Source organism: Streptomyces sp. B1I3 (assembly GCF_030816615.1).
Lineage (GTDB): Bacteria > Actinomycetota > Actinomycetes > Streptomycetales > Streptomycetaceae > Streptomyces.
Genome location: NZ_JAUSYD010000001.1, coordinates 703,126 through 727,243, shown reverse-complemented (window position 1 = coordinate 727,243; position 24,118 = coordinate 703,126). Strand labels below are relative to the sequence as shown.

The window sequence follows — 24,118 nt, the reverse complement described above, 5'->3', positions numbered from 1 at the left end:
CTCCGGCCGGGGCGCGCAACCGCCGTCCCCGGGTCGGGGACGCACCGCCGCGACCCGGTCACGTACCGGTGGAGAGCGGCCATCCCTATCCGCGCCGGGAAGGAATGAGCCGCAGCAGGGTTCCCTCGCGTTGGCCGAAAGGACGAGTGCGCCGTCCCCTCCGGTGCGCATGGCCGCCCCTCCCACCGGTCCGCTCCCGTCCCGCGCCCCGGTCATCGTGCCTCGACCATGACGTCGTTCATACCGTCGCCCGCGCGCCAGCGCCGGAGCAGATCGTGGAAGGCGACCGGCCCCTCGCCGTACGACTCGCTGTGCAGGCGTGGCATCCCCTCGTTGTTGTAGTAACCGGGGGTGCACTCGGCGTGGAAGTCGTGCAGGGCCGCGGCCTTCCGGCGGATCGTTGCCGCCCACTTCTCCTGGGCCTCGACGGTCGGTTCGACGCACCGGGCCAGGCGCTTGCGAGACTCCGCCACCACCTCGGCGACGTGAGTGGCCTGCTCGTCGAGGATGTGGACGTAGTTGACGGCGCTCGCGTTCTGCAGCGGCCCGAGAGGGAAGAAGCTTGGGGAAGCCGTGGCTGTAGAAGCCGTGGAGACGTCTTCGGGCCCTCCTTGCAGGCCTCCAGCACGCTCACGCCACCCCGGCCGTGCTGCAATTTCGGCACCCTACAGGGAGCATTCGCCGGCCCGGCGGTTGTGGCCGGGCCGGCGGGTGCGCCCTGTCCGATACCGCCGGGCCTCGGTTTCCGGGGGTTGCGGTGGGGCAACTGCGGGGGCACAACTGATGTCGGTTGCGGGGCAGCGGCTGTGCTCAGGCTGTGGTGCAGGTCCTGCCGCTGAGGGTGAAGGTGGTCGGGGCAGTGTTCGTGGCGCCCTTGTTGGCGATGAAACCGAGAGTGACGGAACCGCCGGCGGTGATGGTGTCGGTGTAGGAGGCGGGGATTACGCTCACGGAGCCGCCTGTCTGGGTGGGGGTGCCGCCCCACATGTTGTTGATGGTCTGGCCGTTGGCGAAGGTGAAGCCGAGCTTCCAGTTGCTGACAGCGGCGGCGCCGGTGTTGCGGATGGTGATCTCGCTCTGGAAGCCGCTTCCCCAGTCCCCCACCAGGCGGTAGCCGACGGAGCAGGTGCCCGCCGGGGTGCCGGTGGTGGTAACGGTAACGGTGGCCGAGCGGGTGGAGCGGTTGCCGGCCGCGTCCTTGGCGTAAACGGCGAAGGTGTAGGCCGTGTTGCCGGACAGCCCTGTGACCGTGACCCGGTTGGACGCCGAGCCGGCCACCCGCGTCTCGGTGCCGCCGGTGACACGGACGACGTCGTAGCCGGTGACACCCACGTTGTCCGTGGAGGCCGCCCAGCTCAAGGTCGCGGAGGTGGCCGTCACCTCGGAGGCGGTGGGAGTCCCCGGAGCGGTGGGCGCAGCGGTGTCACCGCCGGGATCACCGGGGGTCTGGCTGAGCAGGTGCGCCTTGAACCCCTCACCGTAGGTGCTGGTCGGTGTGCCGTTCCAGTCCTCGATGAGCACATTGCCACCGCTGCAACCCCAAGGGTTCCAGGTCCAGGCCGTGTACCCGACCTTGTTGGCGTCCGCCCAGGCCATCACCTGGTCGATGTAGTCATGGGCGCAGGTGTTCTGACCGATCTCGCCGGCCTGGACCGGCACCTGGGCGGCGACCGCTCCGATGTTGCTGTCCCAGCACGAGGTGGTCACGCAGCCGTTGAAGTTGTAGGAGTGCCATGAGGCCATCAGATTGCCGGTGGGGTCGGCCGGCTTGAATTCCAGCCACCGACTCAGGTTGTTCGTCCACTCCAGACCGCCCGACATGATCACGTTGGTGGCACCGGTGGCGCGTACCGCGTTGACGAGGGTCTGCATGCCGGCGACCGGGTAGGTGATTCCGGCGCAGGTGCCGCCGTCACGCAGACAGGTCCATGCGGCCGTGGCGTCGGACCAGTTGTTGGCCGCGTCCGGGTACGGCTCGTTGAACAGGTCGAAGATGACCGCTCCGTTCCCCTTGAACATCGTGGCCACCTCGGACCAGAACGTGGGGCTGTAGCGCGCGTCCGGCATCGGCTTCTGGCAGGTGGCCGCGACGTCCGGGCAGCCTCCGCCGGGGCCGGTGTACTCGCCCCAAGTCCAGTGCAGGTCGAGGATCACGTTGATGCCGTTCGCCACCAGGAGGTCCGCGTAGGTCTTGACCGCCTGCTGGTACGCCGCCGCGCTGGGCGCTGTCGGAGGTAAGTTCCCGGTGCCCAGCCAGCACTCCTCGTTCAGCGGGATCCGGACAGTGTTGATCTTCCATGCCTTCATCGCGTCGACGGCCGCCTGGTCCGTCGGCCCGTCGAATATCTCCTTGCCCTGGACACAGCCGAACTCCCCGCCGGACCGGTTGACGCCCAGTGGGCGAAACGTGGAATTGGACCCGGTGACCAGGCGGTTGCCCGACACGTGCAGTTCCGGCGCCGCGGCGACCGCCGATGTCCTGCCGTCTGCGGCGGACTGACCGGCCGCCGGCGAGGTGACCGCCGAGGCCGGGCCGCCGAATCCGGCCACCGAACCCGCCATAAGCATTCCGACAACGCCGAAAGCCCGAAAGGCTCTTCGCATGTTCATCGCACTCTCCCTCAACGCACGTATATGACCGATCACTCCATATGGGACCGCCCGGCGAGAGACCGGCCTCGCAGGCGGTTACACAGTGGGCAATGCGCCTCTACCTGGCTGGATGACCCTCGATACTGCGCATAACGCTGTTCCGACGATTATGGGAGCGCTCCCATAGGCAGTGAGCGTAGACGCGCCGGGCAACCGGACGGAAGCTCTCTGCAGGACTTGTTTCCGACGTCGTACCCTGAGGCTTCGGAAGCGGGCAGAGGAGGGTGGTCGACGAGAGCGGGATGGGGGCGATTCATTTGCGCGACAGAGGTCCGAATGGCTCAGCCCCTGCACGGAGCCCAGAGCGGTCGGCGGCTTCTGAACACCGCAGGCCCCGGCATGCCCTCCGAGGGCACGACGCACCACCACACCGCCGGCGTCGGATTCCTGGACGAACTCCATCGAAGACGGATGCCGCGAGGTCATCGACACCGGCCGGGAACGCCTGGACGAAGAAGTCCTGAAGCACTCACCACCGACCCGCGCGACGGCGATGCCGGCGAAATCCCCGACGTTCCCGAAAAGCCCGTCCGCGACGGCGCTCTCGCCGCAGCCAGAATACCGTTTCGAGGACCGTGACCCCCTCAGCACAGCGCAGGAGGGTACCCAGTGATCACTCCTTGCCCCCGGAGCTTGGACCCACCGGCCGACGAACTACTGGCCGGCTTCGCGACGCGATGCGCCCAACGCCTTGACGTCGCCCCGGACACCGTCCTGCGGACGATCTCGAGCCGCGCGTGCAGGCGACCGTCCTCAACGGAGTGCTGCGCGTAGCGGTCGAGGAGTGGGCGTGGCGCACGCACACGCGGCAGGAGTCCGTGACCCGCACGATCGCCCACGCACTGCGCATCGCCCAAGCCGGCCTGCCCGACCGAGTGATGCCCCGGGGGACCCGCCCCTGCGACGTGTCCGGGTGGGCGAAGCGTCGTTGACCAGGGCATGAAACTGCGGTCGATGGTGCTGATGGTCGTTGTCCTCGCGTGCACGACCGGTTGTGTGTCCGTGCCGGCCCCACCCCACACGCCCGGCGCGGTCGCCTCCGCACAGCCCCGGCCGGTGCCCGCCGCACAGGGCTCGGCCGCTCCGGGCGCGCCCCCTGCCGTCCACGACGCCCTGGGAAGCGCCGAGGAGCGGCGGAAGGAGCACAGGCGGAAGAAGGAGGCGAGGCGTGCCCCAGGGCGGAGCGACGCCGCAGTCGTGACGCCCGCCCCTCGTGAAACCCGTGTGGGGCCGCGGCGATACGCCACCGCACGCCCGGAGGCGCACCGGCCGGAATCGCTCCGGCGAGCCCGGCCGGAGCGGACGTACGACATGGAGACCGTCTGCGCGGCCGGCCGTGGAGTCGCCTCCGCCGATGTCGTGGGCCTGTGCCGCAGCGCGTACGGGCGGTGAGCGCAGCCCGCCCGCGAACAGGGGACACATCCGGCGGCCGTCGTGGCCGAGTCACGAAAGGCTTCTGCGCCCGTGCGAGCCCGGGGGAGGAGCCCGTCCACGCCCAGGTCCGTCCCGGCCGGCCTGCGAGGTTCGCCGGGTTGTCAGTGGCGGGTGCGAAGCTACGGGGTATGGACGAGCAGATCATGCGCAAGAGGGTCTACGGAGGCGACCACGACGATCCCGACCCCGGCCCGCGGCCCGGGCGGTTCTACGTCGAACTCGTGGGTGGTCCCTTGGACGGCCTGCTCCTCGACGTCACCGGCTGGAGCGCGGAGCAGTTGCATGAGGGCGCATCCCTGCGCACGGAACTGGGCCGCTACGCCGGCGGGCGGGCACTGTACGGGCCTCGCACCGATGACCCGCGCCGGTTCGACTGGGACGGTGACAGCCCATGAGGTGACCGTGCGTCCCAGCTACTCGTCCGGTGTCCCCGCGTGTCCGGTCGAGCAGCGGTCGGGCAGCCGGCGCGCCGCTGCGCGCAGGCCGGCGGGCGGAGGTGTCCGGCCGCGTCCGTCCGGGCCGATGCTCCGGTGCCGGTGACCGGCGGCCCGCCCCGGACAGAGCCGGGCCGTGCCACGGGTGCCGACCCGGCCGCGGAACGCGGGACGGGTCCGTTGCCGAACAGCCCCCGACCGTGATCGAGGAGCCTGGGCCTCTGTTACTGAGCCGGCGCCAGGGCCTCGTCCTGGGAGGCGGCAGCAGCCGGGGCGACCGGGCTGTAGAAGACGGAGCGCCCTTGCTTGGAGCGTTCCAGAAGACCCTGCGCGACGCCCTGCTCCAGGGTGTTTCGCACGACCGTCACCTGCACCTTGCGCTGCGGGTGCGACTCGGTCAGCGCGGCGGCGACCTCGGAGGCCGACTTCGGCTCCCGCTGGGCGGCCAGGTGGTCGGCGATCAGCTCACGCCAAGTCGGCTCAGCGGCGGCGGACTTGGCCGGCGCCTTCTTCTTCGTGGCGGTCTTGCGCTCCGTCTCGGCCTCGGCCTTCGCCGTGCGCGACACCTTCTGCGGCGCCGACTTGCCCTTGGGGCGGCGTGCCGCGGGCACGGAGACGGACTTGCGGGCCTTGGGGGCCGTCGGGGCAGCCTTCGCGGAACCGCCGAGTACCTCCTGCATCTTGCTCAGCACCTGCTCACTGTCCTGCAGCTGGACGAGTTCGTCCTGCAGCCGGGTCAGTTCCGCGCGCACTCGCTCCTGGTCGCTCCGATTCGCCGCGAGATCATCGGCGACCCTCTGCGCGTAGTCTGCGGTGACGCCTGCCGATGGAGCGTTTTTGGCCATGAGTGCCTCGTCCTTCGATGTGTGTGAAACGGGTATAGCGGCTGATGCTACCCACATCAACGAAGGCAGGGCCCCAGTGGACACCATTCCGACACAGTCATTCCTCACCGCATGGACCCGATGGCTCGGGGCAACTGCCCCTGACCGGGGCTTCGATGGCGTGAACTCGACGGCTCGCACCACGGGGTGCAAGTGATACCGAACCGTTGATACCGCTCTGCGGGGACAGGACGCGCGTACGTGAAAGCTCCCCGCGCCCGGCTCGTACGCCGTTTCCCGACCGCTCCCATCATCCGTCGGGTGGTTGCTCCGGGAAGCCGCAGCAGCCGATCACCGCAGCATCCGGTATCACCCCGTGGCCGAGGTCTGCCTCGCGTCCCACTCCTGCCGTTCCGGTGCGAGGAAGCCGGTGGTGTCGCGGCTGACGGAGTCGGTACGGACGCCCGATGGTTCGTGTTGCCGGTGTGCAGGTCCGCCTCCAACATGGTTGAGGGGTCCGGGACCGCGTGCCGCCCGAGGCTCCGTCCGACCGGGCCGACCCACTCATGCCGTGGACCGGTCCGGCCCCGACCATCCGGAAGGACCCACCCATGCCCACGGTCACCACGCGCGACGGTGTCGAGATCTTCTACAAGGACTGGGGCCAGGGACGCCCGGTGGTCTTCGTCCACGGCTGGCCGCTGAACGGGGACGCCTGGCAGGACCAGCTCAAGTGCGTCGCGGACAACGGCTTCCGCGGGATCGCCCACGACCGGCGCGGTCACGGACGCTCCACCCCGGTATGGGACGGCTACGACTTCGACACCTTCGCCGACGACCTCAACGACCTCGTCCACGCCCTCGACCTGCGTGAGGTGACGCTCGTGGCGCATTCGATGGGCGGCGGCGAACTGGCCCGCTACATCGGCCGTCACGGCACGGACCGGATCAGGTCCGCGGTACTGCTGTCGGCCATCACGCCCCTGATGCTCCAGGGCCAGGACAATCCTGAGGGCGTCCCCCAGAGCGTCTTCGACAGCATCAAGCAGGGCATCGTCACCGAACGCTCGCAGTTCTGGAAGGACACCGCGGAGGGTTTCTTCGGCGCCAACCGCCCAGGGAACAAGGTCACCCAGGGCAACAAGGACGCCTTCTGGGCCATGGCCATGCAGGAGACCATCGAGGGCGGTGTCGCCTGCGTCGACGCCTTCGCAGCCACTGACTTCCACGAGGACCTGAAGAAGTTCGACATCCCCACACTCGTCGTCCACGGCGACGACGATCAGATCGTCCCCATCGACGCGACCGGCCGTAAGACCGCAGGGCTCGTCCGCAACGCCACCCTCAAGGTGTACGAGGGCGGCTCGCACGGCATCGCCATGGTCCAGGGTGACAAGGAGAGGTTCAACCGGGAACTCCTGGACTTCCTCAAGAGCTGAGCAGGCGCGCAAGTGACTCGGCCCGCCGGCCTCATCCCCTCGACCCGCTCTTCCTCTTCCTCGCCCACGTACCGACGCCCGTACCGAGACGTGCACGCGGGCCGGTGTACCGAGGTGACGATCCCGGAGCGGCCTGCTGCGCAGGGCGTCGGCGAGGTGCCGGGTTTCTGCTCGAACAGGCGCCGCCCGGTCCGTCCGTCCCGGCGGCCTCCGAGGCACCACCGCTCAGGCCGTGGCATGCGCCCGAACCGCTCTGCCCCCGTCCGGATACAGTGGCCTCCGGTGCGGTGGTGCCCCGTCCTCCTCGTCGTCGCGCACCACCGGTGCCGACTGCTGTCCCTTCAGTTCGGTCCGCCCTGCCGGGGGAGAAGCTCGCGTGCAACCGCCCGAACCCGGTTGCCGGCGTGCACAGGAAGGAGAGGCGCGATGAGCGGTCACGGTGCCGATACCGCCCCGGCCGGACCGCTGCGGCGGATCATGCGCGGACGGGACCCTGGTGAGGAACATCGGGCGGCGACGCCGCTGGAGCTGCTGTTCGACCTGACGTTCGTGGTCGCCGTCTCCCAGGCTGCGGCTCAGCTTCACCACGCACTGGCCGAGGGCCACGTCGGTCCCGGCCTCGCGGCGTACGCGGCGGTGTTCTTCGCGATCTGGTGGGCGTGGATGAACTTCACCTGGTTCGCCTCCGCGTACGACACCGATGACGTGCCTTACCGTCTGCTGACACTGCTGCAGATGGCCGGCGTGCTCGTCCTGGCTTCGGGCGTGGCCGCCGTGTTCGAGGACTACGACTTCACCGTCGTCGTGGTCGGCTACGTCATCATGCGGGCGGCACAGATCTCCCAGTGGCTCCGGGCCGCCGTCGAGCATCCGGACGGACGCGGCGCCGCCCTGAGGTACGCCGCCGGGATCGCCGTGGTGCAGATTGGGTGGATCGCCCGTCTGTGGACGCCTGACGCATGGGCCTGGACCACCTTCCTGGTCCTGGTCCTGGCGGAGCTGGCCGTGCCGGCCTGGGCCGAGTACCGGGGCAGTCCGACCACCTGGCACCCGGCACACATTGCCGAGCGCTACGGCCTCTTCACCATCATCGTGCTCGGCGAAGTGATTCTCGGCTCGCTCGCCGCCGTCCGGACCGCCGTGGCCGGCCATGGTCTGTCCGCACCCGTGTTCCTGATCGCCGTAGGAGGGCTGCTGCTGGTCTTCGCCCTGTGGTGGCTCTACTTCACCGGCAGCGAAGCGGAACTGACCACCCTGCGGACGGCCCTGGCCTGGGGCTATGGCCATTACGCGGTCTATGCCGCGCTGGCAGCGATCGGCGCGGGCCTGGAGACGGCCCTGGACGCCACCGAACACCACGGACACCTCTCCACCCGCGGGGCCGGTCTGGCGGTCGCGGTGCCCGTGGCGATCGCGCTGCTCACGCTCGCCGCACTGCACCGGCTCACCGCGACCGGAACCGTGGGCCACGCCCTGGTGGTGGTCGCGGGAGCAACCGTGGTGCTCGCCCTGGGCTTCGGCGCACCGGCCGTGGGACTCGGCGGCGCCGTACTGGGGATGGGCCTGGCCGTGAGCGCCACGCTGGCCGCCGGCCTTGTCGCCGGCCTTGTCGCCGGCCGGCGCCTCCGGGCCGTGGGGCGATGACGAGTGCCCGGCCGCACCCGCGCCGTCCCCGGCGACGAGCTGGTGACTCCGCTCGCGCCGGGGACCGCCGCACCTCCCGGCATCGCCCCGAGGCCCACCAGGACTACAGCTCGTCGGCGAACGCCCCGGCCAGCTCACGCCACTCGGACCGCGGCAGACCGGCACCGCCCTCGTCCGCGGTGAGCACCTGGAGTGCGACGTGGTCGGCGCCCGCGTCGAGGTACTCCCGCGTCCGGGCCCTCACACGCTCGGTGTCGCCCAGGGCGAAGAGGGCGTCGAGGAGCCGGACGCTGCCGCCGTTTTGGAAGTCGCTCTCCGCGAACCCCAGGCGCAGCAGGTTGTCGGTGTAGTTGGGCAGCTGGAGGTACATCTCCAGCATGTTCCGCGCGGTGGTGCGGGCACGGTCGAGGTCGGCGTCGAGCACCACCGACAGCTCCGGCGCGAGCAGCGCATCGGAGCCGAGCGCCTCACGCGCCTCCGCCGTGTGCTCGGCGGTGACGAGATAGGGGTGCGCGCCCAGCGCCCGGCCGCTCGCGAGCTTCAGCATCTTCGGGCCGAGCGCCGCGAGGACCCGTCGTCCGGCGTGCACGGGCGGGGTGGCGGCGTCGAGGGCGTCGAGGTAGGCGACCATCGCGCTGTACGGCCTCGTGTACTGCGGCACCATCGGTCCATGGCTGACCCCGAGGCCGAGGACGAAGCGCCCAAGCGCAGCGGCGTCGATGGCGGCGATGCGCGCCGCCACCTCCTCGGCGGGGTGGTCCCAGATGCTCAGGATGCCGGTGGCCACGGTGACCGTACGGGTGGCGGCGACGACTGCCGCGGCGTCGTCGGGGGAGGGGCTGCCCCCGATCCACAGAGTGCCGTACCCCAGCTCTTCGAGCTCCGCGACCGCCTCCGCGATCGCTCCCTTGCCCGCGTCGTCCACTCGCGACCTGTGCAGGGCACCGCTCCAGATGCCGATCCGTCCGAATGTCTCGCGCGTCTCAGAAGTCATGGTGTGATCAACAGCGTTCCGCGCCCGCTATTCCCGCCCGGTCGGGGATTCATCCGTACGGAGGCACAGGGCGATGCGGCGAGCATCCCCGTCCGTACGGTGGACGGGGATGCCGTGCAGACAACCCCGACACACGCGGTGAGGGACACCACCGGCGAAGCCGTGGGCATGGCCCTTGCCGCCGGACGGCCACGGGTCCTGCACCGGGCGGTCAGGGAGATCCGCGTCGAGGCCCGCGACATCCTGGGCAACAGGGACTGACGCCGTTCGTCCGACCTGGTTACCGGCCCGGCTGCGAAGTGGGGGACGGGCTCGCTTCCCGGGTGGCCCACCAGGAGGCGAGGAGACGGAGAGCTTCGGCGGAGGGGGAGCCCGTCTCGGCGGTGTGGATGGTGAGGGTGAGGCCGGGTTCGGCTGCCATCTCGAGGCCTTCGTAGGCCAGGACGAGTTTGCCTACGACAAGTTGAGCTGCGCGAGGTTCGTCCGGTTGTGCGGGTCGGCGTCCACGTCGCTGTAGAGCGCACGGGCCAGGCCGTTGGACGCCAGGATGTCGGTGAACAGCCCCTCCCCAGCCCGAGGTTCCGTACCCGGCCAGGTCTAGACCTTGACGTGTGCATGATGCGCCGTTAACTTCCTGAAACGACCTCCGATTCATGTCCGCGGAGAGTGTTCACATACAGGAACTCGCGTCGGTGGAGAGGTAACCCCCATGCACAGCAGATCCCTCACATCCGTACTCGTCGCAGCCGTTGGCGCGCTGCTGGCGGGCGTCCTCGCCGTGCCGGTCTCGGCCGCGCCGTCCGCCGGCACCGCGAACGCGGCCGTCCGCGCGAACGTCGCCGCCGTCCCGCCGTCGCAGGCCGCCCCCGCCGTGTTCACCCACCCCGGGGTGGGCGTCAGCCGTACCCAGCTGGACACCATGCGCTCCCGGGTCAACGCCGGCACCGCTCCGCAGGCTGCGGCCTACAGCCAGATGATGGGCTCGCGGTACGCCTCCCTCTCGTACACCCCCCACCCGCGTGCCGTCGTCGAGTGCGGGTCGTACTCGAACCCCGATTACGGCTGCACGGACGAGCGCGAGGACGCGATCGCCGCGTACACCCACGCCCTTGCCTGGTACGTCACCCGCAACGCCGCTCACGCCGACAAGGCGATCCAGATCATGGACGCATGGTCGGCGACCGTCCGGGACCACACCAACAGCAACGCCCCGCTGCAGACCGCCTGGGCCGCATCCTCCTGGCCCAAGGCCGCTGAGATCATCAAGCACGTCCACGGCAACTGGCCCAACTCCGGCCGTTTCGGCACCATGCTCCGCAACGTCTACTATCCGGAGATCCAGAACGGCTCCGACTCCAACGGCAACTGGGAGCTGAGCATGACCCAGGCCGTCATCGGCATCGGGGTCTTCCTGGACGACAAGGGGATCTACGACCGGGCCGTCTCCCTCTACCGCGACCGGGTCCCCGCCTTCGTCTACCTCACCTCGGACGGCCCCCTGCCGCGCACCAAGCCGGGTGACGGGCGTGACACCCGTGACGAGATCATCGGCTACTGGCACAACCAGACCACCTTCGTGAACGGGCTCGCCCAGGAGACGTGCCGCGACTTCGTCCACACCGGCTACGGCATCGCGGCCATGACTCAGGTCGCCGAGACCTCCCGGATCCAGGGCCAGGACCTCTACCCGGAGTTCGGGGAGCGGATCCGGCACGCGTTGGGCTTCCACGCCACGTACGAGCTGAACACCCCGCCGTCCTGGCTGTGCGGCGGCAGTGTCAATCGCGGTCTGGGGCCGGTCACGGAGGTCGGCTACAACGCGATGCACAACCGACTCGGCAACGCCATGAGCAACACCGAGGCGTACACCCTGGCCCGGCGCCCGATGGGGACGAACAACCTGTTCGTAGCCTGGGAGACGCTGACCCAGGGCGACAACGTGTCCTGAGGCGGCACACGGTGCGCGAGCGTAAGGGAGCAGGGCGGTCATGACCGCCCTGCTCCCGGACGACGGTGAAGGGCAGGGCAGGTGTCCCGGTACGCACCGAGACCTGTCGGCGCGCAACGGCCGACGCGGGAGGGCGGTGCTGAGGGTGGGCCTCTGGCACCTTTCGTGCCGTCGGTCAGGTCGGCGAGCGCCGCACGGCGTACCGGTCGGCTGCGGTGCCGACGGGATTCGAACCCGCGGACGGGGCGAGGCAGGCCCGCCCCGGCCTCCGTCAGTCGACGTGAGAGGGTCCTCGCTCACGTCGATCGCAATGGGGCACACGGTTCCCTGGACGGAGTCCCGGCGCGGCCCTCAACAGGGCGCCCGCGCCGTCAGCCCGGAGCGGCGAAGCGGGACCGCCGCAGGTCCCGGAGCAGCGCTATCTCGGCCATGTGGTGAATGAATTCGAGGTTGGCCCCCGCCAGCACATCGACGAACGGATCATCGGGGTCGGAGCCGTACGGGTACTGCGAGAAGCCGACCGTGTCGAGATGCTCGTCGGTGACGTCGCCGACGTCGGCGCGCCAGCGGTCGATCAGCACCCAGAAGCGGTCGAGTGCCTGGGAGGCGGACGGGGTGAAGTCGACGAGCAGGTGCGGGTCCTGCCGCCGTTCACCGAAGGTCCATTCCCACTGGCCCGCGAAACAGGAGTGCAGGTGCGCCAGCCGCCATGCGATGGTCGTGACCGGCGTCTCATCGGGGTCGGGCGGACCGGTGTGGGCGAGGATCTGCTCCACCCGCTCGACGCCCACGCTCCAGTCGTCGGCGATCTTGGCGACGGTCATACCGTCGGCGGCCTGCCGTGCGACCTCGGCGTACTCGTTCGCCGGGATGTCCGGGGCTCCCTTGTCGAGTACCCACTCGCCGGGCCCGAACGCCCTGGGCGTCGCCGCCTCGCCCCGGCGCCGGACCGACCAGCAACCGGCCACCGGCTCCCACAGGTACTCCTCGTCAGAGAGCCCCGTCAGCCGCACCTGGGCCATCTCCCGGGCCTGGTCGAACTGGTCCAGCAGCAAGCGTAGACGGCCGGTCGACGCGTCCTCGGTCTTCATGCCTCGTACTCCTCGCGGTCGCGTCCCCGACTTCACCGTGCCTCGGCGGAAGTTAACGCCCCGCCTCGACGAGCGCCACCCGATTTCCTGCGCCTGACGCGCTACGCCGTCGCCTGCCGGCACACACTGACCGGTGGGACCCCCTCGGGATCACCGTGACCACAGGCCGCGTACTCCTCGAAGCCGAGGTTGCGGACGCTCAGGTTCGCGTGGACGTCGTCGACCCCTGCGGGGACGGGGCGGAACTCCCGGCCGAATTCGGCCAGCTGTTGGTAATCCTCTCCCTCAGCCCTTGGCCGCCGCACGGTAGGGGCGGAAGAACGCACGCAGTTCCTCCGCGTAGAGCTCGGGCTCCTCGAACGGCGCGAAATGCCCACCGCGAGCGGGTTCCGTCAGGTGGACGACGTTCGCCGTGCGCTCCAGCCACGCCTGCGGCGGGCGGAGGATGTCACCGCGGAAGAGCGAGAATCCGGACGGCACCTCGACCCGGCGGGCGAGCTGCTCGCGCGGGATCGCGGCGTTCGCGTGGTACATCCGCATCGACGAGCCGATCGTCTCCGTGAGCCAGTAGAGCGTGACGTTCGTCAGGATCTCGTCCTTCGTGAAACTCCGTTCGACGTCGCCGCCGCAGTCGCTCCATGCCCGGAGCTTCTCGACGATCCACCCGGCGAGACCGGCCGGCGAGTCGGTCAGCCCCACGGCAGCGGTCTGGGGCTTCGTGCGGTGCAGGGCGCCGTAGGCCCCCTCGCTCGCGCCCCAGGCCGTCACATCCTCGAACCAGGTGCGCTCGTCGGGCGAGAGATCGGCAAGATCGCCGGTAGGAACGGGCAGGCCACCGTCCATGCGGTGGACAGCCACGACGCGGCCGGGGTGGTCGAGTGCGAGGTAGCGGCTCACGTGGCTGCCCACGTCCCCGCCCGCCGCGCCGAAGCGCGTGTAGCCGAGGGCACCCATGAGCTCGGCCCACAGACCGGCGACGGCGATGGAGTCGAGCGGCGGGCCGGTAGGACGGTCGGAGTACCCGTAGCCCGGCATGTCGGGTACGACCACGTCGAACGCGTCCGCCGGGTCGGCGCCGTGCCCGCCGGGATCGGTCAGGAGAGGAATGACCTTCGAGTAGCGCCAGAACGAGTCCGGCCAGCCGTGGCACAGTACGAGGGGCAGTGCGGGGGCGGCCGGCGCGACAGCCCGGGCGTGCACGAAGTGGACCCCGAGGCCACCGAGCCGGACGCGGAAGCGGGGCAGCCGAGCGAGTGCCGCCTCCTGCGCCGGCCAGTCGAACCCGTCCGCCCAGTAGGCGACGAGCTCACGAAGGTAGGCGATGTCGGTACCGAGCGACCATCCGGCGTCCTCGGGCGCATCCGGCCAGCGTGTCAGGCTCAGTCGAGTGCGGAGGTCCTCGATCGCTGCGGGTGCGGTCCGGAGGGTGAACGGCTCGAAGTGAGGCAGTGCGTCCGGCATGGCACGCATGCTAGACGCTGACGCGGCAGCCGGCGCTCCCGCCGGCAAGGGGCCGGATGCACCAGGCGCCTCCTGCCGGCCTTCCTCAGCCGAGGAACTCCAGCACACGGCGCCAGGTCAGTTCGGCTGCGACCGGGTCGTGGTCGGGCAGGTCACGGGCGATGTAGAAGTGGCCGACGCCCGGGTAGCGGAAGACCTCCAGGTCGACACCCGCATTCCGAGCCGCCCGGGAGAGGGCGCCAACGCGTTCGTGTGGTGCGAAGTCGTCCGGTTCCGCGGCGTGCAGTTGCGCCCTGAGACCCGGGCGCACGGTTACGGGCGTCACGGGTAGGTCGACAGCAGCGAGCAGGAGGAGGACACCCCCGGTAGCGGGACGCTCGGGCCAGAGGTCGGCGACGACGCTCGTTCCCATGGACACACCCGCGAGCACGGTCTCGTCCGGCATACCCCTGAGGGACCGGCGCGCACGCTCGATCACCGCCGCCCAGCCGATCCGGTCGGCCAGCCGGAATCCCTCGTCGAGTGTGGAGGCGGTCTCGCCGCCGAAGAGGTCCGGCGTGACGACCTCGTGCCCGGCGCGACGCAGCCGCTCGGCGGCAAGGAGTTCGGCGGAGCGCAGGCCGAGAACGGAGTGGAACAACGCGATGTGGGCCATGGGGTCATCGTGCTCCACGAAGCGGACCGCGGCCGTCAGTTGCGAACACGCTGCGGCAGTGACCGTGCGGCGGCCTGCGGTCCGGCAACTCGGCGAACGGATAATCGGTTGCCTTGGTGCCGCGGAGGTGGATGCAATATCAGGCATGGTCACTCAGGTGCGCCCGCCGCGGCGGGACAAGACGAACGCGTACGACCCGGCATCAGCACTCCGCCATCCGGACGCACGGGAGCCGAAGCGTCGGGCGGGAAACGCCGACGCGTGAATACGTCACCGTCGCAACCAGGGGTGGACCGGCCCGGCGGGCCGCCCGTCCGGATCGGCGCCCTCGTTCCGCTGACCCGGCCCGGCTGGGTCGAGGCAGGCCGACACCTGCTCGCCGGCCTCGAGCTGGGCGTTCGCGAGGTCAACCACGCCGGCGGGATCGCCGGAAGACCACTCGAGCTGGTGGTCCGGGACACCGCGGCTGACGCACGAAGGGCCGCTGCGGCCGTGGACGAATTGGCACGCCTGGGCGTGGCTGCCTTGGCGGGGGAGTATCACAGCGTCGTGGCCCGCGCCGTCGCCGCCAGGGCCGACGCCCTCGGCCTGCCGTTCCTCTGCTCGTCCGCGGTTCTCGACGCGCTCACCGAACAGCCGACGGAATGGGTCGCGCGCCTCGCCCCGGCGCAGTCCCGAGGCTGGCGGATCTACGCGGACTTCCTCCTCGGCGCGGGTCACACGCGCATCGCCGTGGCAGTCGAGCCGAGTGTCTACTGGGCGTCAGGGGTACGCATACTGCGGGACCACCTCGCTCCACGCGGTGGCACCGTCGTCGAACTCGACATGAGTGCGCTCGCCCCCACGGGCGTGTGCGACGCACTCGCCGACAATCGCGCGACAGCCCTCCTCCTGCTCGTCGGCCACCCGGAGCCGGCGGTGTCGATCGTCACGTCCGTCCGCAGCGACCAGCGCCTCGCCGACCTCATGATCGGTGCTCCGGCCGGGCAACCCGAGTTCGCCGAATGGGCCACGCTGCTGGGTGCCGACGGTGCCGCGATCCCGTTCTTGCGCTACCTGCCCGAGCGCCTCACCCCACTCGGCGCGCGCGTCGGGAAGGCCCTCCGCGAGCGGCTGGCCGAAGCGCCCTCCTTCGTGGCCTTCGAGGGCTACGACACGGTCGCCGTCCTCGCCGATGTGCTGCGTTCCCACGGCGCGGACCAGGCGCGCACCGCCGAATGGCCGCGCGTCGCCGTCGAGGGTACCCGTGGGCAGATCCGGTTCTCCCGCACGCCAGGCATCAGCGTGTGGCAGTGGGTGTGGGCGCCGATCCAGGTCGTCGACCGAGATCCAGCGGCACCTGATCGGTTTAGGGTCCTCCACTCCGGCTGAGGGAGCACAGAGAAGGCACGGGGGCCGGGTGCCTGGAGCTGCACCTGGCCACGCACCGATACGAGTTGGCGTCCTACGCGAAGGTGGCCACCGCTAGCTGCCGCGTGCCGGCCTCCGCCCCGAGTGACAGGGCGCGCCTGGGAAGCGTGTGCACGGAGCGCCCGCGGAGTGACGAGGGGTCACCGCACCGAAGGCTGCTGGTGCGTGGCCCAGTGTTCGGCGGCCGTCATGCCCAGCAGCACGACGTCGTGGTAGTTGCCGGCGAAGAACTCATGCTGGCGAAGCCGTCCCTCCTCGACGAAGCCGAGCCGGCGGTAGAGGGACAGGGAGGCGTCGTTGAAGGCGTAGACCTCGACCTCGCACTTGTTGTAGCGCTGTTCGGCGAACATGTAGGTGAGGACGAGTTCGGTTGCCTCGGCTGCATAACCTTTGTGGCGGTGATCGCGGACGATCTCGATACCGGTCCTGAACCGCCCCGCACGCCTGTCGGTCTCTCCGACCGTCACAGCACCTGCGAACGCGTGATCAGCCAGCGTCTCGACCACCAGGCGGAACGCGTCACCCCCTGGCGGACGCCCGGCCCGTTCAGCGGTCCAGGAACGGAAACTCTCGGCAGAGCGCGGAGGGTCGACGACGCCGGCGTTGCGCACGTCGAGGGTGTTCTGGGCGAGGTCGCGAAACCCTACCCAGTCATCGGGCTCGACACCTCGCAGGCGTACCTTCTCGCCGTTCCACATATCGCTCATGGCACCCACCACTTCACTGTTCGACGCGAGCTCTGACGGCCATGTACGTCGCATCGCACACGATAGCGATGGCACACGGCCGCTCGTTCGGCGGGCGCGGCTCCGACGACGCTCGCACCGGCGCCTTGCGCGAGCAACGCGCCCCCGAGCTGAGGAACCTGTGAAGCGCGGGCGGCGTCGAGAGGTGCGCCGAACAACCCACCGGTCGGCCCGAGTGCACCTCGCTCCACAAGCACCGCACGTACAGTGACGCAGGCGAGGACGATGCCTGAATCAGACGCTCGGCCGCTGCTGATCCGGGGAAGGTCTCGCTCCTTTCGGCCTCGCGTCACGCCGTGGACCGGGACGCTGCGGGACGCCCACCCAGGGCGGGCCGAGGGAGTGAAAGAAGTTCTGGCGGAGATGTCGAGAACCCGTTGCCGGCTCCGTCCCTGCTGTGAACGCGACCACAAGGGGTCGCGCCACCACCGAGGAGAACCACGATGGCCAAGTACTTGCTGCTCAAGCACTACCGTGGGGCCCCGGCTGCGGTGAACGACGTGCGGATGGACCGGTGGACGCCGCAGGAGATCTCGGCGCACATGCAGTACATGCACGACTTCGCGGCCCGGCTCGAGGGCACCGGCGAGTTCGTCGACGCTCAGGCGCTCGCCCCCGAGGGGGCGTGGGTGAGGTACGACGGTGAGGGGCGCCCGCCGGTCACCGACGGCCCGTTCGCCGAGACCAAGGACCTCATCGCCGGCTGGATGGTGATCGACGTCGACGACTACGAGCGCGCCGTCGAGCTGGCCGGAGAGCTCTCGGCCGCCCCCGGAGCAGGCGGGAAGCCGATCCACGAGTGGCTCGAGGTGCGCCCGTTCCTGTCCGCGCCGCCCACCGTCACGGAGTGAAGTCCGAGGTGAACGAGGTTCTGCTGAGGAGACTCACGCCGAGCGTCCTCGCCATCCTCGTCCGCCGCGGAGCCGACTTCGCGGCGGCCGAGGACGCGGTGCAGGACGCGCTGGTCGAGGCGGTCCGCGTCTGGCCTGCCGATCCGCCGCGGGACCCGAAGGGCTGGCTGATCACCGTGGCCTGGCGGCGGTTCCTCGACGCGTCCCGCGCGGACGCCTCCCGCCGTCGGCGGGAGGACCTCGTCGACGAGGAGCCGGGCCCGGGGCCCGCGCCCGCGGTGGACGACACGCTGCAGCTCTACTTCCTGTGCGCCCACCCGTCGCTGACGCCGTCGTCCGCGGTCGCGCTCACGCTGCGTGCCGTCGGCGGGCTGACCACCCGCCAGATCGCCCGGGCCTACCTGGTGCCCGAGGCGACCATGGCGCAGCGCATCAGCCGGGCCAAGCGCACTGTCTCCGGGGTGCGGTTCGACCAGCCCGGTGACGTCGCCACCGTGCTGCGGGTCCTCTACCTGGTCTTCAACGAGGGCTACTCCGGTGACGTCGATCTCGCCGTCGAGGCCATCCGGCTCACCCGGCAGCTCGCGGCCCAGGTCGACCATCCCGAGGCGGCGGGGCTGCTCGCACTCATGCTGCTCCACCACGCCCGGCGCGCCGCCCGGACGGCGGCCGACGGCAGTCTGGTGCCGCTGGCCGAGCAGGACCGTGGCCGGTGGGACACCGAGTCGATCGCCGAGGGCGTCACCATTCTGCAGGCAGCCCTCGCCCGCGACCGGCTGGGCGAGTTCCAGGCCCAGGCCGCCATCGCGGCACTCCACGCCGACGCGCCCACCGCCGAGGAGACCGACTGGGTGCAGATCGTCGAGTGGTACGACGAGCTCGCGAGCCTGACCGACAGCCCGGTCGTCCGGCTCAACCGCGCGGTGGCCGTCGGCGAGGCCGACGGAGCACGCGCCGGCCTCGCGGCGCTCGCGGCACTGGACGACTCACTGCCCCGCCACACCGCTGTGGCGGCGTACCTCCGCGAGCGCGACGGTGACCTGGTGACGGCGGCACGCCTGTACGCCGAGGCGGCTCGGCGAGCACCCGACCTTGCCGAGCGTGACCACCTGACCCGCCAGGCCGCCCGGCTCAATGCCCGCCGGTGGAAGCGGGCGTGACCGGAGAACGCCAGGTAGGTGAGGCCGAAGCGGTGAGTGCACCCAGGTGCCCGCGCGTCCTGACGGCTCACAGGCTCCGTCGGGCACGCGGGCACGAGAGCATGCTTCCGGACGATCAACCAGAGGTCGGGGCGCACAGCGCTTCCACTTGATAGGCAAGTGTTAGCTTGCCTATCATGAGGTGGTGGCCGACGACCTTTTCAAAGCCCTGGCCGACCCCACTCGCCGCACCATCCTCGACGAGCTCGCGGAGAAGTCCGGACAGACGCTGTTCGAGATCTGCTCGCGGCTGAGCATGAAGCACCAGCTCGGCATCTCGCGCCAGGCGGTTTCCCAGCACCTCGCCCTTCTGGAGGCCGCTGGGCTCGTGGGGACCAGGCGAGAGGGCCGCTACAAGTTCCATGACCTGAACACGGCCCCGCTGCGGCAGATCGCCGAACGATGGCCTGTGCCCGACGTATCCGAACCGGAGGAGAGCGCCCCATGAAAGTCCATCTGACCAGCGTCTTCGTCGACGACCAGGCCAAGGCCGAACAGTTCTACACCGGGATCCTCGGCTTCGTGAAGAAGCACGACGTCCCGCTGGGCGAGAAGGACCGATGGCTGACCGTCGTCTCGCCCGACGAGCCCGACGGCACCGAACTCCTCCTCGAACCCGCGGGCCACCCGGCCGTCAAGACCTACCGCGACGCGCTCGTCGAGGACGGCATCCCGCTCGCCCAGTTCGCCGTCGATGACGTGAAGGCGGAGTACGAGCGCCTGCGTGGCCTGGGTGTCCACTTCACTCAGGAGCCCTTGGAAATGGGCCCCGTGACCACCGCGGTACTCGACGACACCTGCGGCAACCTGATCCAGATCGCGACCGAGCCGCAGTAGGCAGGCGGGTGCGTGCGCAATTGGCAGCCCTTTCCGTACCTCGAAGAGGCACCGGTTCCGACGCGCGCGGAGCGGGCGCCGGCACATGAGGCCTGCCCGTCCCACGTCATGGCCGTGACGCGGGTCGGGCGGCATCACGACGGGGCCGGGGTCGCGCGCACCTGCCCCGTGCCGAGCGGTGCCCGGGCGTCATACATGCCCCGTCCCCGGCATGTGTGATGCCGGGGACGGGACACGTGGGTGCCGCGCGATGGTCAGGAGGCGACGAAGCGCGCGACCTGGCCCAGCACGAGCGTGTCGGCCAGGTACCCGATGTGGGTCTGGCAGACCACGTTGTTGTTCGTCGCGCCGTTCAGCCGGGTGCTGGTGTACGGGAGGATGACGCCGTCGCACGCCGAGTACCAGGTCGCGTACTTGGTGGCTCCCGGCGTTTCGTCACCTGCGGTGATCTGGGAGATGAACGACGAGCCCGGGTACATCTGCTGGCAGGTCGTGTACATCAGGCAGGCGCCGGCGAACGTGGTCCCGTGGTTGGCGCCCGCGATCGAGGCGAGGTGGCTGACGCTGGTGTTGCCGCCCAGCACCTTCAGGTAGTACTGGCTGACGAGGCCGCCCATCGAGTGATTGACGATCGCGACCTTGCTCGCGCCGGTCCGGGACTTCACGTTGTTGACGAAGGAGGCCAGGCCCTGGGCGTTGGTGATGTTGTTGCCGTAGGAGTTGTACTCGTACGCGAAGAGCTTGGAGCTGGACCAGCCGTTCAGCTGGAAGACACTCATGGCGGTGACCCAGTTGGAGGCGTTGCCGGTGTACCCGTGGACGAAGACGACCGGCGTGCTGGTCGACAGCGGCTGAGCGGCAGCGTCGGCGGCCCGTGACGTCGAGGCGGCCGTGGCGGTGGTCGTCTGGGCTGCGCCGGCCGTCGATGCCGAGGAGAACAGGGTGAACGCGACCGCGAGGCTCGTCGCGAGAACGCCGAGAAGCCGGCGGGGGGAACGACGACGCATGGAGCACTCCTGAGGGGGATGCGGGGATGCGGGTGCCTGACCCCACAAGAGTCGGGGGGCGTGGCGCGGACGCCATCGGTGAAATCACCGGCGTTCGCGGGCCGCACGTGGAGCGCTGCCCTGACCGACACAGGCAAGCACGCGGCCGGAGCGGAGCCGACCCTCATCGCCGTGGCCACCGCCACCGGCCTCCGCGGCCACGAGTCCTGGCCCGTCACCCCCGCCGCCGTCCAGGACCTGGAGCAGCAGCACGCCGACGGCACCTTGCAGCCCTCCGACGAGACTGGCCCGCGGGTCGACGGACCGCCCTGTGCCACCTCGGACCGGCGTCAGGCCACCACCCGCGGGACGGCCGGGGCCCCAGGCTGTTGCTCGGCGTGGGGGAGAGCGCGTGCCCGGAGAAGTGCAGCCGTGCCGGATCCGGGGCGTCTCCGACCCCGTCCCCCTCGTAGAGGAAGGCGGGTCGGGACGGACCAGGCGCTGCGAGCGGGTCAGGCTCGGTGCCTCGGATCACGTCGGCCCGGGGAGGAGCGGGGACGGACTCCCCGGCGGCACCCTTCCGCAGCCGACCTCATCCGGGTTCTGCTGCCTCGTCGTCGCAGGGTATGCCGAGCAGGCTGGTCAGGGTGGTGAGCGCAGTGCCCAGGGGGAGCGTGATGCGGGTGAGGGCATGCCGGTCACCCCGGGTCGGGTCCCGATTGATGATCAGAACGGGTTTTCCGGCCTGGGCAGCCTGGCGGACGAACCGGAGCCCGGACATCACGGTCAGTGAGGACCCCAGGACCAGCAGGGAGGACGCCTCGTGGACCAGTTCGCGGCAGTGCTCGACACGCTGCGGGGGTACGGCTTCGCCGAAGAACACCACGTCCGGTTTGAGAATGCCACCGCAGAGTGCGCAGGGCACGACGCGGAAGTCCCCGACCTGGTCGTCGGTGAGGTCGGCGTCACCGTCCGGGTTGACAGCGGCGGCCACCGGGTCGAATCCCGCATTGGCCCTCTCCAGCCGCTGGGCAAGTTCGGGGCGTGGGCTGTAGGCGCCGCAGGAGAGGCACACGACCCGGTTCAGATTTCCGTGGAGCTCCACGACGCCCTCGCTGCCGGCGGCCTGGTGCAGGCCGTCGACGTTCTGGGTGATCACCCCGGAGAGCAGGCCGTGGCGCTCGAACGCGGCCAGGGCCCGGTGCCCGGCGTTGGGGCGGGCACGGCCGAAGGTGCGCCAGCCCAGGTGGCTGCGTGCCCAGTACCGGCGCCGGGCCTGGGCACCGCCGGTGAAGTCCTGGTAGGTCATCGGGGTGTGCCGGCTCAGGCTCCCACCCTCGCCCCGGTAGTCCGGGATGCCTGATTCCGTGGAGATGCCCGCTCCGCTGAGTACCAGCACACCGCCGGCGCCCAGGGCGTCGGTGACCGGCCCCAGATCCGTGGTGCCCGGGAGGAGGACCTCGGTAGGGGTCCAGCTGAGGGTGGGGCGCATACGCATGCCCCCAGGGTACGGAAGAGACCGCCACTCCCCGCCTTCACCGTCGACGGCGCCGCCCCTGCTGCGCCTTCCGTCCCAGCGGTATGACCGGCGCGTGGCGGACACCGCCTGGGCATTCGCCGCATGCCGAGGGGCGGCGTACGTCTACGTCCGGCGTCGGAGTACACCGCCCTGGTGGGGCGAGACGGGGACCGCGGCCCGAGGGCTGTCGCCGGCCTGGCTTCTACTTCGGGTCGCGGTTGAACAGTGCGGTCGACCAGAGGTAGCCGAGTACGGTCAGGCCCAGGCACCAGGCGAGGGCGAGCCACCCGTTGTTGCCGATCTCGGTCCCGAGGAGCAGGCCGCGCAGGGTCTCGATGGCGGGGGTGAAGGGCTGGTACTCGGCGATCGGCTGGAACCAGCCCGGCATCGCGTCGACCGGCACGAAGGCGCTGGACAGGAGCGGCAGGACCAGCAACGGCATCGCATTGTTGCTGGCTGCCTCGGCGTTCGCGCTGGACAGGCCCATACCGACCGCGATCCAGGTGAATGCCAGGGAGACGAGCATGAGGAGCCCGACCGCGAGAATCCATTCCAGGGCGGTGGCGTCCGTGGACCGGAAGCCGATGGCCACGGCGACGGTCCCGACGAGGATCACGCTCATCACGCACTGGAGCACGCTGCCGACGACGTGCCCGATCAGTACCGACGCACGGTGGATGGCAAGGGTGCGGAAGCGGGCGATGATGCCCTCGGCCATATCCATGGCGACGGACACCGCGCTGCCGATCGTGGTGCCGCCGATGGTCATGAGCAGGATGCCGGGGACGAGATACGCGAGGTACTCGGAGCGGCCGGCACCGTCCCCGACGCCGCTGCTCATGGTGTCGCCGAAGATGTAGACGAAGAGCAGCAGGAGCATGACGGGGGTGAGGAGCAGGTTGAGGGTGAGGGAGGGGTAGCGGCGGGCGTGCAGGAGGTTGCGGCGCAGCATGGTGGAGGAGTCGCGCACGGCGAGGGGGAGGGTGCTCATCGGGCGGTCTCCTTGGGATGGTTGGGCTGGTTGGGGAGGGTGGTGGTGGTGAGGGCGAAGAAGACGTCGTCGAGGTCGGGGGTGTGCACGGTCAGTTCGTCGGCCTCGATTCCGGTGGTGTCCAGGCGGTCGAGGATGGTGCGCAGGTCGCGTTGGCTGCCGTCGCTGGGCAGTTGGAGGGAGAGGGCCTCGTCGTCGCGGGTTGCGGTGGTGAGGGTGCGGGCTGCGTCGCGGTAGGTGGTGGGGTCGGTGAAGCGCAGGCGGACGTGGCCGCCGGGGACGAGTCGTTTGAGTTCTTCGGCGGTGCCTTCGGCGGCGATCTTTCCGTTGTGGAGTACGGCGATGCGGTCGGCGAGTTCGTCGGCCTCTTCGAGGTACTGGGTGGTGAGGAGGACGGTGACGCCTTCGGAGACCAGGGCGCGGATGATCTGCCACATGGTGTGGCGGGAGCGGGGGTCGAGGCCGGTGGTGGGTTCGTCGAGGAAGATGATCCGCGGGTTGCCGACGAGGGTCATGGCGATGTCCAGGCGGCGTTTCATGCCGCCGGAGTAGGTGGAGGCGGGTTTCTTCGCTGCTTCGGTCAGGTCGAAGCGCTCCAGGAGTTCGGTGGTGACCTGGCGTCCCTCGTTCTTGGGCAGGTGGTGCAGGTCTGCCATGAGGAGCATGTTCTCCTCGCCGGTGATCAGTCCGTCGACGGCGGAGAACTGGCCGGTGACACCGATCGCGGCACGCACCGCCTGCGGGTCGGCGGCCAGGTCGTGACCCGCGACCTGGGCCTGGCCGCCGTCGGCGGTGATGAGAGTGGACAGGATTTTCACGGCGGTGGTCTTGCCGGCACCGTTGGGTCCGAGCAACGCGAAAACGGACCCGGCCGGGATGCGCAGATCGATGCCGTCGAGGACGGTCTTGTCACCGTAGGATTTGCGAAGACCGAGGGCCGAGACGGCGGCCGGTGACTGGTGACCCTCGCCCTGGTTGGATGTGGGCATGACAGAAAGGGGCA

Annotated in this window: 23 protein-coding genes and 2 pseudogenes; 11 read left to right on the top strand and 14 right to left on the bottom strand. The window is 70.2% G+C overall.

Translation table 11 applies throughout. The features are described from left to right. Positions 1 to 212 precede the first annotated feature (212 nt). Both QFZ58_RS03665 and QFZ58_RS03660 read right to left on the bottom strand, forming a co-directional pair. Positions 213 to 649: pseudogene (locus QFZ58_RS03665) on the bottom strand (monooxygenase); the annotation flags it as partial. Positions 650 to 810: 161 nt separating this feature from the next. Continuing rightward, positions 811 to 2,562 (bottom strand): cellulase family glycosylhydrolase, encoded by a 1,752-nt coding sequence (locus QFZ58_RS03660; RefSeq protein WP_307123439.1) that lies wholly within the window; start codon positions 2,560 to 2,562, stop codon positions 811 to 813. 827 nt (positions 2,563 to 3,389) lie between these two features. Here QFZ58_RS03660 and QFZ58_RS03655 point away from each other — a divergent pair. Further along, a complete protein-coding gene (locus QFZ58_RS03655; RefSeq protein WP_373428514.1) occupies positions 3,390 to 3,584 on the top strand; it encodes a hypothetical protein in 195 nt (64 codons plus the stop codon). A 630-nt stretch (positions 3,585 to 4,214) separates the two neighbouring features. Further along, positions 4,215 to 4,481 carry a hypothetical protein gene (locus QFZ58_RS03650; protein ID WP_307123438.1) on the top strand — a complete coding sequence of 89 codons (267 nt, stop codon included), beginning with the start codon at positions 4,215 to 4,217 and terminating at the stop codon, positions 4,479 to 4,481. Positions 4,482 to 4,744: 263 nt separating this feature from the next. Here QFZ58_RS03650 and QFZ58_RS03645 read toward each other — a convergent pair whose 3' ends face one another. Beyond that, positions 4,745 to 5,365, bottom strand: coding sequence for a hypothetical protein (locus QFZ58_RS03645; RefSeq protein WP_307123437.1), 621 nt, complete (start codon positions 5,363 to 5,365; stop codon positions 4,745 to 4,747). A 590-nt stretch (positions 5,366 to 5,955) separates the two neighbouring features. Between QFZ58_RS03645 and QFZ58_RS03640 the strand changes: the two genes are divergently transcribed. Continuing rightward, positions 5,956 to 6,783: an alpha/beta fold hydrolase gene (locus QFZ58_RS03640; protein WP_307123436.1), complete on the top strand. Its 828-nt coding sequence runs from the start codon at positions 5,956 to 5,958 to the stop codon at positions 6,781 to 6,783. A gap of 426 nt (positions 6,784 to 7,209) precedes the next feature. After that, positions 7,210 to 8,427, top strand: coding sequence for a low temperature requirement protein A (locus tag QFZ58_RS03630; protein WP_307123435.1), 1,218 nt, complete (start codon positions 7,210 to 7,212; stop codon positions 8,425 to 8,427). A 103-nt stretch (positions 8,428 to 8,530) separates the two neighbouring features. On the opposite strand, the gene QFZ58_RS03625 is transcribed toward QFZ58_RS03630, so the two are convergent. After that, on the bottom strand, positions 8,531 to 9,421 hold the full coding sequence (locus tag QFZ58_RS03625; protein WP_307123434.1) for a TIGR03620 family F420-dependent LLM class oxidoreductase: 891 nt from the start codon (positions 9,419 to 9,421) through the stop codon (positions 8,531 to 8,533). A gap of 114 nt (positions 9,422 to 9,535) precedes the next feature. Between QFZ58_RS03625 and QFZ58_RS03620 the strand changes: the two genes are divergently transcribed. Further along, positions 9,536 to 9,682, top strand: a complete 147-nt coding sequence (locus QFZ58_RS03620; RefSeq protein WP_307123433.1) for a hypothetical protein — start codon at positions 9,536 to 9,538, stop codon at positions 9,680 to 9,682. A 19-nt stretch (positions 9,683 to 9,701) separates the two neighbouring features. On the opposite strand, the pseudogene QFZ58_RS03615 reads toward QFZ58_RS03620, so the two are convergent. Continuing rightward, positions 9,702 to 9,878: pseudogene (locus tag QFZ58_RS03615) on the bottom strand (transcriptional regulator); the annotation flags it as partial. Between the two features lie 252 nt (positions 9,879 to 10,130). Between QFZ58_RS03615 and QFZ58_RS03610 the strand changes: the two are divergent. Then, on the top strand, positions 10,131 to 11,369 hold the full coding sequence (locus QFZ58_RS03610; RefSeq protein WP_307123432.1) for an alginate lyase family protein: 1,239 nt from the start codon (positions 10,131 to 10,133) through the stop codon (positions 11,367 to 11,369). A 371-nt stretch (positions 11,370 to 11,740) separates the two neighbouring features. Here QFZ58_RS03610 and QFZ58_RS03605 read toward each other — a convergent pair whose 3' ends face one another. From QFZ58_RS03605 to QFZ58_RS03595, 4 genes are all read right to left on the bottom strand, one after another. Beyond that, a complete protein-coding gene (locus QFZ58_RS03605) occupies positions 11,741 to 12,460 on the bottom strand; it encodes a DinB family protein (RefSeq protein WP_307123431.1) in 720 nt (239 codons plus the stop codon). A gap of 101 nt (positions 12,461 to 12,561) precedes the next feature. After that, complete coding sequence (locus tag QFZ58_RS34415) at positions 12,562 to 12,765, bottom strand: hypothetical protein (protein WP_373428513.1); 204 nt, start codon at positions 12,763 to 12,765, stop codon at positions 12,562 to 12,564. Further along, complete coding sequence (locus QFZ58_RS03600; protein WP_307123430.1) at positions 12,746 to 13,921, bottom strand: epoxide hydrolase family protein; 1,176 nt, start codon at positions 13,919 to 13,921, stop codon at positions 12,746 to 12,748. Before QFZ58_RS03600 ends, QFZ58_RS34415 begins: the two co-directional genes overlap by 20 nt. An 85-nt stretch (positions 13,922 to 14,006) precedes the next feature. Continuing rightward, complete coding sequence (locus tag QFZ58_RS03595; protein WP_307123429.1) at positions 14,007 to 14,576, bottom strand: dienelactone hydrolase family protein; 570 nt, start codon at positions 14,574 to 14,576, stop codon at positions 14,007 to 14,009. Between the two features lie 261 nt (positions 14,577 to 14,837). Between QFZ58_RS03595 and QFZ58_RS03590 the strand changes: the two genes are divergently transcribed. Beyond that, positions 14,838 to 15,947 carry an ABC transporter substrate-binding protein gene (locus QFZ58_RS03590; RefSeq protein ID WP_307123428.1) on the top strand — a complete coding sequence of 370 codons (1,110 nt, stop codon included), beginning with the start codon at positions 14,838 to 14,840 and terminating at the stop codon, positions 15,945 to 15,947. A 179-nt stretch (positions 15,948 to 16,126) separates the two neighbouring features. On the opposite strand, the gene QFZ58_RS03585 is transcribed toward QFZ58_RS03590, so the two are convergent. Beyond that, the gene (locus QFZ58_RS03585; RefSeq protein WP_307128758.1) at positions 16,127 to 16,693 is read right to left on the bottom strand and encodes a GNAT family N-acetyltransferase; all 567 of its coding nucleotides are present in this window, start codon (positions 16,691 to 16,693) and stop codon (positions 16,127 to 16,129) included. Positions 16,694 to 17,175: 482 nt separating this feature from the next. Between QFZ58_RS03585 and QFZ58_RS03580 the strand changes: the two genes are divergently transcribed. The 4 genes from QFZ58_RS03580 (at position 17,176) to QFZ58_RS03565 (ending at position 19,619) form a co-directional block, all read left to right on the top strand. Then, positions 17,176 to 17,583, top strand: a complete 408-nt coding sequence (locus QFZ58_RS03580; RefSeq protein WP_307122979.1) for a YciI family protein — start codon at positions 17,176 to 17,178, stop codon at positions 17,581 to 17,583. An 8-nt stretch (positions 17,584 to 17,591) separates the two neighbouring features. Then, complete coding sequence (locus tag QFZ58_RS03575) at positions 17,592 to 18,743, top strand: RNA polymerase sigma factor (protein ID WP_307128757.1); 1,152 nt, start codon at positions 17,592 to 17,594, stop codon at positions 18,741 to 18,743. Between the two features lie 184 nt (positions 18,744 to 18,927). Then, positions 18,928 to 19,230, top strand: a complete 303-nt coding sequence (locus QFZ58_RS03570; protein WP_307123427.1) for a helix-turn-helix transcriptional regulator — start codon at positions 18,928 to 18,930, stop codon at positions 19,228 to 19,230. Then, positions 19,227 to 19,619: a VOC family protein gene (locus tag QFZ58_RS03565; RefSeq protein ID WP_307123426.1), complete on the top strand. Its 393-nt coding sequence runs from the start codon at positions 19,227 to 19,229 to the stop codon at positions 19,617 to 19,619. Before QFZ58_RS03570 ends, QFZ58_RS03565 begins: the two co-directional genes overlap by 4 nt. A gap of 254 nt (positions 19,620 to 19,873) precedes the next feature. Here QFZ58_RS03565 and QFZ58_RS03560 read toward each other — a convergent pair whose 3' ends face one another. The 4 genes from QFZ58_RS03560 to QFZ58_RS03545 form a co-directional block, all read right to left on the bottom strand. Continuing rightward, positions 19,874 to 20,626, bottom strand: coding sequence for a triacylglycerol lipase (locus QFZ58_RS03560; protein WP_307123425.1), 753 nt, complete (start codon positions 20,624 to 20,626; stop codon positions 19,874 to 19,876). 571 nt (positions 20,627 to 21,197) lie between these two features. Further along, the gene (locus QFZ58_RS03555; RefSeq protein ID WP_307123424.1) at positions 21,198 to 22,103 is read right to left on the bottom strand and encodes an NAD-dependent protein deacetylase; all 906 of its coding nucleotides are present in this window, start codon (positions 22,101 to 22,103) and stop codon (positions 21,198 to 21,200) included. A 223-nt stretch (positions 22,104 to 22,326) separates the two neighbouring features. Further along, positions 22,327 to 23,115 carry an ABC transporter permease gene (locus tag QFZ58_RS03550; protein WP_307123423.1) on the bottom strand — a complete coding sequence of 263 codons (789 nt, stop codon included), beginning with the start codon at positions 23,113 to 23,115 and terminating at the stop codon, positions 22,327 to 22,329. Next, positions 23,112 to 24,104 (bottom strand): ATP-binding cassette domain-containing protein, encoded by a 993-nt coding sequence (locus QFZ58_RS03545; RefSeq protein WP_307123422.1) that lies wholly within the window; start codon positions 24,102 to 24,104, stop codon positions 23,112 to 23,114. The genes QFZ58_RS03550 and QFZ58_RS03545 overlap by 4 nt, the downstream gene beginning before the upstream one ends. Positions 24,105 to 24,118: the final 14 nt, after the last annotated feature.